Source organism: Mesorhizobium sp. BR-1-1-10 (assembly GCF_020165595.1).
In the GTDB taxonomy this organism is placed as follows: domain Bacteria; phylum Pseudomonadota; class Alphaproteobacteria; order Rhizobiales; family Rhizobiaceae; genus Mesorhizobium; species Mesorhizobium australicum.
In genome coordinates this window covers 313,204-326,296 of the sequence record NZ_JAIUIL010000001.1, presented here as the reverse complement: position 1 = coordinate 326,296, position 13,093 = coordinate 313,204, and the positions used below count along the sequence as shown (strand labels likewise).

The 13,093-nt window shown below is 61.7% G+C and carries 11 protein-coding genes; 9 read left to right on the top strand and 2 right to left on the bottom strand.

All coding sequences use genetic code 11. The annotated features are described in order from the left end of the window. Nucleotides 1–180: 180 nt before the first annotated feature. Together LB555_RS01425 and LB555_RS01420 are read left to right on the top strand one after the other, a co-directional pair. On the top strand, nt 181–522 hold the full coding sequence (locus LB555_RS01425; RefSeq protein ID WP_140877444.1) for a hypothetical protein: 342 nt from the start codon (nt 181–183) through the stop codon (nt 520–522). 147 nt (nt 523–669) lie between these two features. Then, nucleotides 670–987, top strand: a complete 318-nt coding sequence (locus LB555_RS01420) for a YMGG-like glycine zipper-containing protein (RefSeq protein ID WP_015316698.1) — start codon at nt 670–672, stop codon at nt 985–987. 351 nt (nt 988–1,338) lie between these two features. Here LB555_RS01420 and LB555_RS01415 read toward each other — a convergent pair whose 3' ends face one another. Next, nucleotides 1,339–2,781, bottom strand: coding sequence for a PLP-dependent aminotransferase family protein (locus LB555_RS01415; protein WP_224682175.1), 1,443 nt, complete (start codon nt 2,779–2,781; stop codon nt 1,339–1,341). 271 nt (nt 2,782–3,052) lie between these two features. On the opposite strand from LB555_RS01415, the gene iolE reads away from it, so the two are divergent. The 7 genes from iolE (at nt 3,053) to LB555_RS01380 (ending at nt 10,178) form a co-directional block, all read left to right on the top strand. Further along, complete coding sequence (gene iolE / locus LB555_RS01410) at nt 3,053–3,961, top strand: myo-inosose-2 dehydratase (RefSeq protein ID WP_140877448.1); 909 nt, start codon at nt 3,053–3,055, stop codon at nt 3,959–3,961. A 28-nt stretch (nt 3,962–3,989) separates the two neighbouring features. Beyond that, the gene (locus LB555_RS01405; protein ID WP_140877449.1) at nt 3,990–5,081 is read left to right on the top strand and encodes an ABC transporter ATP-binding protein; all 1,092 of its coding nucleotides are present in this window, start codon (nt 3,990–3,992) and stop codon (nt 5,079–5,081) included. A 1-nt stretch (nt 5,082) separates the two neighbouring features. After that, nucleotides 5,083–6,402 carry an extracellular solute-binding protein gene (locus LB555_RS01400; RefSeq protein WP_015316702.1) on the top strand — a complete coding sequence of 440 codons (1,320 nt, stop codon included), beginning with the start codon at nt 5,083–5,085 and terminating at the stop codon, nt 6,400–6,402. Beyond that, entirely contained in the window at nt 6,402–7,310 is a 909-nt protein-coding gene (locus tag LB555_RS01395) for a carbohydrate ABC transporter permease (RefSeq protein ID WP_140877451.1), read from the top strand. The genes LB555_RS01400 and LB555_RS01395 overlap by 1 nt, the downstream gene beginning before the upstream one ends. A 26-nt stretch (nt 7,311–7,336) precedes the next feature. Continuing rightward, nucleotides 7,337–8,125, top strand: coding sequence for a carbohydrate ABC transporter permease (locus tag LB555_RS01390; RefSeq protein WP_224682174.1), 789 nt, complete (start codon nt 7,337–7,339; stop codon nt 8,123–8,125). 97 nt (nt 8,126–8,222) lie between these two features. Continuing rightward, entirely contained in the window at nt 8,223–9,215 is a 993-nt protein-coding gene (iolG, locus tag LB555_RS01385) for an inositol 2-dehydrogenase (RefSeq protein WP_140877455.1), read from the top strand. A gap of 24 nt (nt 9,216–9,239) precedes the next feature. Then, on the top strand, nt 9,240–10,178 hold the full coding sequence (locus LB555_RS01380; RefSeq protein WP_140877457.1) for a sugar phosphate isomerase/epimerase family protein: 939 nt from the start codon (nt 9,240–9,242) through the stop codon (nt 10,176–10,178). 809 nt (nt 10,179–10,987) lie between these two features. On the opposite strand, the gene ligD is transcribed toward LB555_RS01380, so the two are convergent. Then, nucleotides 10,988–12,760: a DNA ligase D gene (gene ligD, locus LB555_RS01375; RefSeq protein ID WP_140877458.1), complete on the bottom strand. Its 1,773-nt coding sequence runs from the start codon at nt 12,758–12,760 to the stop codon at nt 10,988–10,990. Nucleotides 12,761–13,093: the final 333 nt, after the last annotated feature.

Below are 13,093 nucleotides of genomic sequence, written 5' to 3'. Positions count from 1 at the left end.
AATAGGAACAAAAAGTCAGGATGGGCCTTGACGAGACAGGAATATATTCCTTATTGCTGGAAGCAGATGAGCAGGAGAGGCTTGTGCCGGGCGCCAAAAACGGCGGCGGCGAGGCTAGTTCGAAAGACGTGGTCGTTCGGACCGGAACTCCACCCTCCGGAACCCCACAGGATGTTCAACATGCACGACCTGATCGCCTTCTTCCAAACGAATGCCGCATTGGTCATCGGCAACGCCATAGCGTTTGCCACCTTTTCAGTGCTGTTCGGGAGCGGAGGATTCGTCGCCGGCCGCTACTTTCTGACCGAGCGCATCGCGAACTTGGAAAGCCGCATCACGAGGCGCGATGAAGAAATCGCAGCGCTGAAAACTGGAGATAGGAAAAAGGCTGAAGAGCCGTCGCTCATCCCAATAATTGGCACGTCGGTGATTGAGAGCGATGCAACGCCGCTGCTGGGAAAATGGCCGGACCGGCGCCAATCAGGGAAACTATCAGCGCCGCCACGGGAACGTCGTGCCTAACAATCTGGCTGATTAGGGCCCGTTTTAGATCAACGTTCAACCAGCGAGAAACCATGTCTCACTTCGTGAGACAGCCCGCCGCCGTTCCGCCGCAATGCCGCAGCACTTGGCGCGATCGGCCCTCGCGGCCTCAAGGAGGTTCCTCAGATGAGACTCAACAAAGCGGTTTTGGCTGTCCTGATGACGGCAGCTCTGGCAGGCTGCGAAACGCAGACGGAAGGCCAGCAGCGGGCAACTACGGGCGCTCTGCTCGGCGGCGCCGGCGGCGCCCTGGTCGGCCAGGCTATTGGCGGCAACACGAAGAGCACCGTGATCGGCGCGGCCGGCGGCGCGTTGCTAGGAGCAGTGGTCGGCTCCGCCACCACCCCGCAGCGTCGTGAGGATCAGCTCTGCCGGTACCAGGACCGCTACGGCCGAATTTACACCGCGCCGTGCGATGACCGGTACTACAACGGCAATTATTGAGAAGGCGCGGTAGGCTCGCTCGATGGTATGTTAATGCGCCACGCATCTGTGGCGGATGAACAGAGACACCGCTATGCCTATACAGGAGGGGCACATGCGAGGCGGTTGACTGGATATCTGGTGGGGATTTGCTTGGCCATTGTGAGCCAATCAGGTCCTGGGCCAATGCGATGTTACGATTTGCGCAAGGGGCCAGATCGAACTGAATCGGGACAACTCCGACGTCGGACGCCGGCCCGAGACCGTTCAGCGCCCGTCCCCGCCAGGTGAGGTCAGCAGCCAGGTGTTCGGCAAGCCATGGCGAAGGATTTCGAGGTGATGCCGGATCCCGCTTCCTGGCAGGCCGACGGGTTATGACAAAGTCCGTACCTGCTCGATGGCCTGGCGCAGACGTCGGATTCCCGCTTCGCTGTCGGCCTTGTTGCAGGCGGCATAGCCAAGCACGAGGCCATTCCCGGAGGATGACCAGTAATATTTCGAAAGCGGCGATGCGTTGACACCGAGTTTGTCGGCGCATTGCACGACCGCCCGATCGTCGCAACTTCCGTGAAGCGAAGCAACGACCTGGATTCCGGCTTCCGCCGCCGAAAGGGTCATGTGATCGGCCAGTTCGGTCTGGCACAATTCGTAGAAAAGCTTGCGGCGCTCGGCGTAGATGCGCCGCATGCGCTTCAGATGGCGGGTCATGTGGCCTTCATCGATGAAATCGGCCAGTGCTGCCTGCAGCAGGAGGGGCGCGAACTGCCCAGTGGTGCTCAGCGCATGCGGAATGCCCTCGCACAAGGCGGCGGGCAGGACCATGAACCCCAGCCTGAGCGCCGGAAACAGCAACTTGGCAAACGTACCGACATAGATGACCCGGTCCGCGCAATCCATGCTCTGTATGGCGGGCACCGGCCTTCCTTGAAATCTGTACTCACCGTCGAAATCATCTTCAATGATCCAGGAATTGTTGCGCTCGGCGATTTCGAACAGCCGCAGCCGCTGGTCCATGCGCATCGTGATTCCCAAGGGGTGCTGGCAGGCGGGCGTCACATAGATCAGGCGCGGTGAAATCTCGGGCTGGCTCATTTGCCATCCATCGCGGTCGACAACAAGCGGCACAATGTTGGCGCCAGCGACGGTGAAGGTTGCCTTGGCCGCGTAGTAGCCCGGTTCCTCCAGCCAGACTGTGTCGCCCGGATCGAGCAGCAGACGCGCCAGCAGATCGAACGCCGCCTGCGCCCCCGTCGTTACGACGATCTGTTCGGGAGAACATCGCACCCCTCTGGCCGAGGTCAGGTAGCCGGCAATTGCCTCCTTGAGCGCCGGCAGGCCGGTCACATGATAGGTGCCGAACAACATGTCGGCGCCAAACGTTGCCCGGCGTGCGAGCAGCCTGCCCCAGACGCCAAACGGGAAGTTTTGTGGGTCCGGCATGCCCGGATGAAAGGCGAAGCGCCCTGGCGCTCCATGATGGAAGGGTTGCTGCATCAGGCTCTCGCCGCGCCTCGAAAGCGGGCGGCGGATCGCCACGGCAGTGGGTTTGCCACCTTGATCGGTCGAGTTCACGGGCAGGTTGATGACCACCGGTCGCGCGCCCTGCCGGTTCGTAAGATAACCTTCCGTCGCCAGTTGGTCATACGCAGCCAAGATAGTATTGCGGGCGAGGCCCAGATCCTCAGCCAGCGCGCGCGTCGACGGCAATTCCGATCCCGGTGCCAGACGACGCTCACGGATCATCGCGGCAATCTGCCGGTAGAGCTGGCGATGAATCGGTTCATACACAGTCCGATTGATCATCAGCGCGTCCATCGGAAAGCCTTGGCGCTTACGCCTCGATAGCTGCATTGGAAAAGCCTCGCGGGATGAGAGCGGATCGAGCTTAGACGAGCGCCGCGCGAAGTGAAACTGGCACCCTCACTTCTCACCGAACTGGCTCTCGCGATGGAGACAGATCGGCGCTTAAATGAAAGGAAGAGGGAACAACGGGCCCAGACACCACGAGCCGACGCCTTCACCGACCTGGTTGGTTTTGATGAGGCACCGCCAGCAAATGGCCCGGCCTGTCCGATGAGGAACGATGATGGCTGTCTGCATAGGCATAAATCCGATTACCTGGAGCAATGACGACGTGCCCGAGCTGGGCGGGGATACCCCACTCGAGGTCTGCCTTTCCGAAACGGCCGAAGCCGGCTACGCGGGAACGGAACTCGGCGGCAAGTTCCCGCGTGCCAGCAAGGACCTCGCCGTGGCTCTCGCGACCCATGGTCTTAGACTGGTCTCCGGCTGGTACGATGGCCGGATCTGCGAAAAGGAGGTCGAGGAGGAATTCGACGCCATCCTGCCGCATCTGACGCTGCTGCGCGACCTCGGCGCCAAGCACGTCGTCTACGCCGATACCTCGCGTGGCCGCCATGGCGCCATTCACGATCCGATCTCGCAGCGTCCCAAGCTCGCCGACGACGAGTGGAGATCCTACGGCAAGAAGATAACGCGACTGGCTGAACGGTTCGCCGATTTTGGCGTTGGCATGGCCTTTCACCACCACATGGGGACAATCGTCGAGACGGATCACGAGATCGGCAGGCTGATGGCCGGTTCAGGGCAAGCCGTTGGCCTCCTCTATGACACCGGCCATTGCCTGTTTTCCGGCGGCGATCCCGAGACGTTGCTGCGGCGCCACATCGGTCGCGTCGTTCACGTGCATTGCAAGGATGTGCGGCCCGATGTGCTGAAGCGCGCTCGCGCCCTGGATATGAGTTTCATGGGCGCGGTGATGGAAGGCATCTTCACTGTGCCCGGCGATGGGTCCATCGACTATCCGACGCTTTTAGGGGTGCTGGCTGACAATGGCTATACCGGCTGGCTGGTGGTCGAGGCCGAACAGGATCCGAGTAAGGCCCATCCCCTTACCTATGCGACGATGGGCTATCGCAACCTGCACGACCTGGCCCTCAGAGCCGGTTTCGAGGTCAAGGAACGGGAGAACTGATACGCTTAGGGCGCGCTGGGTAGCGGCAATGAGTTCTGTCCTGTACCAAAGTGTGGTCAAGAACTACGGCGCGCTGAACGTCTTGCGCTCGCTTGACCTCGCAGTCCCCGACCACATGTTCCTGGCCCTGCTCGGTCCTTCGGGTTGCGGCAAGACGACGGCGTTGCGCATCCTTGCCGGTCTCGACATGCCGAGCGCCGGCAAGCTCTTCATCGGTGAGCGTGACGTGACCCGGCTGCAGCCGCGCGACCGCGACATCGCCATGGTCTTCCAGAGCTATGCGCTCTATCCGCAGATGACCGTCGCTGAGAACATCGGCTATCCTCTATGGATTCGCGGCATGCCGGATGCCTCGCGCCGCGCCAAGGTCGACGAAGTCGCCACGGTCCTCGAGATCGGCCACCTGCTCGATCGCCGGCCGCGCCAGCTTTCGGGCGGGCAGAGGCAGCGCGTGGCGCTTGCGCGCGCCATTGTTCGCGATCCGGCCGCTTTCCTGATGGACGAGCCGCTGTCGAACCTTGACGCACGCCTGCGCCTGACCATGCGCGGCGAGATCAAGCGGCTTTGCCAGCGGCTTGGCGCAACAACCCTCTACGTCACGCACGATCAGGTCGAGGCCTTGACCATGGCCGACCTCGTCGCGGTCATGCACGCCGGTGAACTGCAGCAGATGGCGCCGCCGGCCGATATCTACGACCGCCCGGCCAACCGTTTCGTTGCCACCTTCGTCGGCAACCCGCCGATGAACATTCTGCCGGTCGCGCTTGCTGAACAATGCATCGCAGTCGGCGGAGCAATGGTTCCGATACAGGCGCCCCGGCTGGCGACATGCCGCGCTGCCCGCGCGGTCGAGATCGGGCTGCGGCCCGAAGACATGAGTGTTGCAGCACCCGGCACGCGGGCCACGTTGCCCGGCGAGATCTATGTCGTCGAACCGATGGGCAACGAGACCTTGGTCAATGTCCGCATCGCCAGCGGCAATGTCTCGGTTCGTGCCGGCCGCGACTTCCGGGGGGCGGTGGGCGCCAACATCGGGCTCACTTTCGATGTGTCGAATGCATGCTTCTTCAATTCCGCCGGCCTGACGGCCGTCCACAGGGTCAACAGTGATGGAGAGTGAAATGACGCAGTCCAGCATTAGCAGACTTACTCGCCGTACCGTGCTCAAGGGGGGAATTGGCCTTGCACTTGCCACGACGGCCCTTACCGCACTGGGCCTGCCTGTCCCGGCGAGCGCCGCCGGGAAGAAGGTGATCATTGGGGCCTTCGCCGATGGCGGCCTGACGCCGTTCAAACAGAAGATCATCCCACTGGCCAAGGATGCCGGCTTCGACATTGAATTTCTCGAGGATGAATATGGCGTAACGCTGGAGAAGTGGTTCGCCGACGCCAAGAACAGCGCCGGCCAGTACGACCTCTATCTTCTCGATGATCCATGGGTGCCGCAGTTCGGCGCCGCCAATGTGCTCGAGGATCTTGGAGCGGCCGGCATCGATGGCGGCGACAAGGACTGGATCGGCTCGATGATCGACATGGGCTACTGGCCGCCTCAGAAAGGCCCGCGCGTGAAGGGTTTTGAAACCGCCGCGCCGGCGCTCATCTGCGTGCCGTTCGTCGGTGATCTGCAGACGCTGACTTACCGCAACGATGTCTACACAGGCGGCGCGCCGAAAACCTGGGACGAGGTGATCGCAAAGGGCAAGGAAGGCGTGGCGGCGGGCAAAATCAAATATCCGGTCGTCTTCCGTGGCGTTTCCGGTAATCCGATCGTGACCAGTTGGTACCCGGTCTTCCTGTCGTTCGGTGGTTCCTTCTTCGACGACAAATGGAACCCGGTCTTCAATTCCGCCGAAGGCAAAGCCTCGGCCGAATTCTTCGTCGGCACCATGAAGCAAAACGCGCCGAGCGGCGTCGTCGAGTTCGACTCGGACCAGGAAGGCGCGGCGATCCTCGGCGGCGAAGCAGGTGCTATCATCCAATATTCCGGCAATGCGCTGAAGGCCGACGATCCGACGCAGACAAAGGTGGCTGGCAAGCTCGACTTCGGAGTCGTGCCGAAGCAGACTGCGGCGATTGCCCAGATGGGTATCTTCATTGCCGGCATTCCGAAATCGGCGCCCAACAAGGCCAACTCGGTCGAGTTCCTGAAATGGTATGTCAGCGCCGGCGTCCAGGCCAAGCTGTCGGAAGCAGGCTCCATCCCGGTCAAACGGAGCGCCTTCGGCGTCGCCAAGCCCGGCAACCGGCTGATCCCCGTCGCCTTGCAGCAGCTCGACGCTGGCGCGCTGCCGAGGCCGCGCACGCCAGATTGGGCCAAGGTTGAGGAACTGCTCGGCATCGAGCTCAACAAGGCGCTCCAGGCTGGCTCGGGTGGTGGGGCCGCATTGGACACCGCCGCCAAGCAGGTCAAGGATTACCTGTCTTCGGTCGGCTATTACTGATGCCAAACGGCGGGACGCAGAATCGCAAATACCGTCTGCAGGGGGCGGGGCTCGACCTCGCCCTCCCTTATCTCATGCTGGCGCCAGGCCTGCTGATCGTGCTCGGCGTGCTCGTCTATCCCTTGTGGGACGGCCTGCGCGCCAGCACCAAGGCCTATCGTTATGGCTCGGTAGTCGCCGATGTCGGCATGGGGAACTACATCAAACTGTGGAGCGATCCCCAGTTTTTGAATTCGCTGTTGGTGACGGTTAAATTCGTCGCCCTGTCGGTCACCTTCGAGGCAATTCTGGGCTTTGCCCTGGCGCTGTTTTGCCTGCGCGAATTTCGCGGCATCCGCCTGCTGAGAACCATCTTGATCATCCCAATGGTGATAACGCCGGTCGTGGTCGCCATCGTCTTCCGGCTGATCTATGCCAGCGACGCGGGCATGCTGACGGCAGTCTCCGAGTGGATGGGCGGCGGCCAGGTGCAAATTCTCGGAAACCCCGTCAAGGCCTTCCTCGGCCTTGTCGTGCTCGATGTCTGGGAATGGACGCCACTGATGTTCCTGATCCTTTTGGCCGGCCTGCAGTCGCTGCCGCATGAACCCTTCGAGGCCGCTCGCGTCGACGGCGCCGGCATCTGGCGGGTGTTTGCCGATCTTACCTTTCCTATGATGCGGCCCGTGCTGGCGATCGCCATCGTGCTGCGAACGATCGACGCCTTCGGCACGTTCGACCAGGTGTTCGTGCTCACCCGGGGCGGACCGGGCGAGGCGACGCGGCTCGTCTCGATCTATGGCTACGACACCGCCTTCAAATTCCAGCAGACGGGCTATGCGGCCGCGCTGTTCGTCACGATCGGGCTGGTCGTGCTTGCGCTGGCCTTGAGCGCCGTGCGGCTTCTGCGCAGGGTCGATGCATCATGAACAATCGTCTGGCGCGGATCGGGTTCATGAGCGCCGTATTGGCCATCGTGCTCCTGCCCGTCTACTGGCTTGTCTCGACATCGCTTAAGTCCAATCGCGAAATCACCCAGGAAGGCACGCTCTATCCACATGTTCCGACGCTGGATAATTATATCAGGTTGTTCACGGAAAAGCAGTTCGGCGCCTATCTGACCAACTCGCTGGTGGTGACGTTCTTCTCCGTGACGATCGCCTTGGTCGGTGGCGCCCTGGGCGCCTATGCGATCGCCCGCTTTCGCTTGCCTTTCATGATGGAGCGCAAGGTCGGCTTGTTCCTGCTGACGCTGCGCATCGTGCCGCCGGTCGTGATCCTGATCCCTGTCTATTTGCTGATGCTCAAGCTCGGCCTGCTCGACAGCTGGTTGGGTTTGATCGCCACCTACACCGCCTTCAACATCACCTTCTGCGTCTGGATGATGGAGAGCTTCTTTCGGGAAATCCCCGTCGATCTGGAGGAAGCCGCCATGGTCGATGGCGATTCCCGCTTCGGTGCGTTCTGGCGCATCACGCTGCCGCTGGCAGCTCCCGGCCTCGCGGCGACCGTTATCTTTGCCGTGCTTGTCACCTTCAACGAATTCCTTTTCGCTCTGGCGCTGACAGCCACGCCCCGGGCGATGACGATGCCACGCGGCACCGCCACGCTGATCGGCCGCATCGACACCGACTGGGCTTCGATGTCGGCCGCCGGCGTTATCGGCGCGTTGCCGATCGTCGTCTTCGCGCTGCTGGTGCAGCGCCATCTGGTGCGCGGACTCACCATGGGAGCCGTGAAATGACGACCTGGCTGGGCAGCCGCTCACGTCAATCAGTCGCTGTCCCGGCCAGGCTAACGGCCGCCCCGGCACCATGCTGCCTTTTAGGAAAATCAAAGAGATGATCGATGTCTGTCTGTTCGGAGCGGGCCTTATCGGCCAGGTACATGCGGCCAACCTCGCGCGCCACCCGCGCGTGCGCCTGCGCTACATCGTCGATCCGAACCCCGAGGCTGCATCGAAGGTTTCGGCCCTGACAGGGGCCGAAATCGCCGACACCCAGACCGTAATGAATGACCTATCGATCGGCATGGTGTTCATTGCTTCGGCAACGAGAACGCATGCCGACCTGGCCATGGCCGCGGCCGCCAAGGGCAAGGCGATTTTCTGCGAAAAGCCGATCGATCTCGATCTCCAGCGCACCGATCAATGTCTGGCGGCTGTCGAGAAGTCAGCTGTGCCCTTTCAGATCGGATTCAACCGTCGGTTCGACCCGAGCTTTCGGGCGCTGAAGGCGCGACTTGCGCAAGGCGAGATCGGTGCCGTCGAACAGGTCATCATCACCAGCCGGGATCCGGAGCCGGAAACCGAGCAAGCGCTGGCGGGAGGAGGGGGGGTCTTCCGGGAGATGACCATTCACGACTTCGACATGGCGCGAAACCTGTTGGGCGAGGAACCGGTCGAGCTCTTCGCGACCGGGTCGTCGCTTGTCGCGCCGCAATATGCCAAGCTGGGGGACTACGATACCGCGATGTTCGTGCTGCGCACGGCGTCGGGCCGGCAATGTCACATCAATAACAGCGTCAGGGCCGCCTACGGCTACGACCAGCGCATCGAGGTGCATGGCGCCGACGGGATGCTGCGGGCCGGCAACAGGGTGCCGACATCGGTCGAAATGTCAGGCGCGAAGGCGATATCGCACGACAAGCCCTATTACTTCTTCGTCGAGCGCTATGCCGAGTCCTACGCGGCCGAGATCGATCATTTCATTACCTGCGTCGAAACGGGGCGACGGCCCGACGTCACGGCAAGCGACGGCCGCAAAGCGATGATCCTATGCGAGGCAGCGCTTGCCTCCGCCAAGTCGGGCAGGTTCGAGACCGTCAGGTTTTAGATCAACCAAAATGAGGAGCTTCCGATGAAGATCGGCATGATTACGGACAGCCTCGGCGACCTCTCATTCGACGAGATGTTAGCCGCCTCCGCCGAGCTTGGGCTTCAGACATTGGAGTTCGCGTGCGGAAACTGGTCGTCGGCGCCCCACATCGACCTTCAGGCCATGCTCGCGAGCGCTGCCGCGCGCAAGGAGTTCGTCGCCAAGATCCGGGATCACGGGCTGACGATTGCAGCGCTCAATTGCTCGGGCAATCCGCTGCACCCAGGCCCGCAGGGGAAGGTCCATCATGGAGTGACACAGGACACAATTCGCTTGGCCGGCCTGATGGAGATCGACCGTGTCGTCATGATGTCAGGCCTGCCGGGCGGACCGGGTGACGCCAACCCGAACTGGATCGTCACCGATTGGCCGCCGGAATGCCTCAAGATCCAGCGCTATCAGTGGGAGGAGCGCATCATTCCGTACTGGCGCGACCTCGTGGCTTTTTCAAACAACCTTGGCATTCACAAGCTATGCGTGGAACTGCATGGCCACCAGGCCGTGTACAACGTCCAGACATTGTTCAAGCTGCGTGACGCTGTCGGAGAGACGGTCGGGGCCAACTATGATCCCAGTCACCCGCTGTGGATGGGGGCGGATCCGATTGCCGGCATTCGCACGCTCGGCTCGGCCATCTACTATGTCCACGCCAAGGATATCCGGGTCGAGCCCATCGTCGCAGCCATGGACGGCACACTGGACCCGCGCCCACCACACCTCTATGCCGAACGAGCCTGGAATTACATCACACTCGGATACGGTCACGGTGAGACCTGGTGGCGGCAGTTCTGTACCGCGCTCAAGCAGGTTGGCTACGACGACGTCTTGTCAATTGAGCACGAGGACATGATGCTGACCCCTATGGAGGGTATGCGAAAATCCGTTGCGCTGCTGCGCAACGTCGCAATCAACCTGTCCTAATCGGCGACTTGCCGAAGTTGGCTGCAAGCGCATCGGGCGCGACCTCGTCATTGGAACTGACCGCGATGGCAGCTTCCACGGCCGCGATTATGTCATCGGGGTTGGATGGCTTGCCGAACGCAATGCCGCGACTGAATACTTCATCCTGGCCCAAGGGGTCACTGCCGGTGTGGACAATGAACGGCACGCCGCGAGCTAACGAGCGTCTTTGCCAAGGCGGAGCATTCTCCGTCCTTCAACGAGACATCCAGCACGGCGGCGTCTGGTCTGGCTGCCGCCAAAAAAGTTTCACCTTCTGCGCATGACGCAGCACAACCGCGCTGAAGCCACCGTCATTCAGCGCGGACTCGAGATCCAAAGCGATAAGGGCCTCATCTTCCAGGATGAGGACGACGGGTTTTTCCGAAGGCATCCGTATCAGGCAGGCAGGGATTGGTTAATCGAGTTCTGCACAGTCTTGGTTGCCATTTTTCCCGCATAATCCCCATAACAAATGTTAGTATCCAGTTCTCCCGCAGACAAGGAAGATGGTTGTTCGTTTCCAGCCGAGCGCGGCTGCGGGAACCATCGGGCCAATGCACTTGGGGGGTTATCGCCGACCGCTCTGGCAGGGCATCGCTTGCACCAGCCTTGCAGCCGTGCGGACCGGTCAATGATAATTGCCGCGTAGAGGCCGCTCCGGCAGTGCTCGGCACCCGTGCGACCTCATGCGTGACCGAAGCGGCACGATTCCTTACCGCGCCGGAATCGAGGCGGCCAGGGCAGCAAAATCGGACAGCACTGCCACAGCATGCCGCACTGGCTTCACCTCAGGCTGCTTTCCTGACGACTGCCTTGAACGGGTGATCCATGGTGAAGGCGTCTGGACGCACCCCCCGTTCAACCTGGCCCCATGTCACAGGGTGTGCGATGGGAAATCCGAGGCGTGCTCGTGGAGAGAACGCGCCCACGGCCGTGTTGCCTCTCCCGTTGCGAAGATAATCGATGAAAATACGTCCCGTTCTCGCCGCCGGGGCTGCAGACAGGAGGTAGCGGTCGGGATGAGCGTCAGCGAGGCACCGGGCAAGCGATTTGGCGAGTTGCCGGGCGTTGTCGTGGGTCATCTTTGTCTCAAGAGGGGCCATCAAATGGATGCCCTTGCCACCGGTGACCTTGGGCCAACTCTTCAGACCTGAAGCCTCCAGGATATCGCGAAGCGCCAGCGCCGCTTCAATCACCTGCTCCCACTCGACGCCCTCGCCGGGGTCGAGGTCCAGCACGACGCGGTCGGCCCGCTCGATGTCATCTATGGTGGCGTTCCACGGATGAAGTTCGACAGCATCCATCTCGACCAGCCCGAGCAAACCGGCGAGATCATCCACCCACACCCGCACGCCCTCCCCACCCTCGCGCTTCTGGACGCGCAGCTGATGCACGGCGCGCGGAATATCGGGCAAGGGACCCTTGTGATAGAAAGTGGTCCCGCTCGCGTGGCGGACCAGCTTCAGTGGTCGGTGGCAGAGATGGATCAGCGCCTGCTCGGCAACCTGTCCCCAGTAGCGCATAAGGGCTTCCTTGGAAGGCGAGATCGCGTCCGGCAGCAGCTGAAGAACGTTCTCACGGGGCACTGCGTGTCCCTCGGCCCTGTTCCGCCGCTTCGATGCGGCGGGCGGCTTTGCGGGGATCGTGACGAGATCTTCACGAAGGCCCTTGAATACCGCTTCGCGCAAGATGCCACGGTCGGTGGCGCTGCTGAACTGCACCTCGGCCAGAACCTCCGGCCTAACCCAGGTGGCCTTCGGCTTGTCGATCGGCTCCGACAATGGCGAGTTGTCGACAATCAGCGGGTCCAGTCGCTCCCGGACCTGTCGCGCGATGCTCAAGCTGAAGCCACTCTGGGCTTTGCCGGCATAAAGCAGCCGGTCGCCTTCGCGCCTGCCGATGTACAGCGAGGCGATCCGGCGCGGCCGAGCGCCAAGCTTCTCGACGAAAGCCACCACAGGAAAGGTGTCGCTCTTGATGCATTTGACCTTGACCCAGCTTGTCTGGACGCCGGAGCGATAGGGGGAATCGGCGCGCTTTGACACTATGCCTTCCAAGCCCATGCGGCAGGCGTGGGCGAACATCTCCATGCCGCTCACCTCGAGATGTTCTGCATAGGTCAGCGTCGCCGCTGAATTCATGAGCAGCTTCTCCAAGGCAGCCTTGCGTTCCAAAAGCGGTTGCTGCCGAAGATCGCTGCCGTTGAGGTGAAGCAGGTCGAACGCATAGAAGATGAGCCTCGGCGAACGCGGATTGCCCAGCTCCCGTTCCAACGCTTGGTAGTCCGGAAGGCCTGTCTCGCCCAGAACAACAGCCTCGCCATCAATGATCGCGGACTTTGCCGGCAAGCTCGCCGCGGCCTCAACGATTCTCTTATACCGATGTGACCAATCGTAACCCCGGCGCGTGAAGGCTCGCGCTGTTCCGCCCTCCACAATGAGTTGGGTCCGGTATCCGTCATACTTGATCTCGTGAAGCCAGTTGCCGCCGTCAGGAGCTTTCTCGACCAGCGTTGGCGATTGGAACTCGATGAACGGCAGCCGGTATTCGGTCTTGCTCATGCGCACGCGAACTCCTGGAATCGGGAGTCAAAACGTGGGACGGCGATCAGTTCCGATAATTTTAGCGAAATTGCATATACCCGCGGTGGCGATGCGTCCGCTGAGAGACAGGTTGGGCGTCTAACCTAGCCCCGCAGTTTCACCAGGCGCTTGTCCCGATCGACGAACCGAGACGCGGATCGGTCGATCTGAAAAGCTGTTGACATTGTGGTCTCAGATGCCTGCCCGTGGCTGCCGCCGCATCGTCCAGCTCTCGCCGGTTTTCATCCTAGGCGTCGCCGGCCTGACGCGTCGGCTCCGCGGCGATACAGCGACCCCGGACAAGCCTGCCGG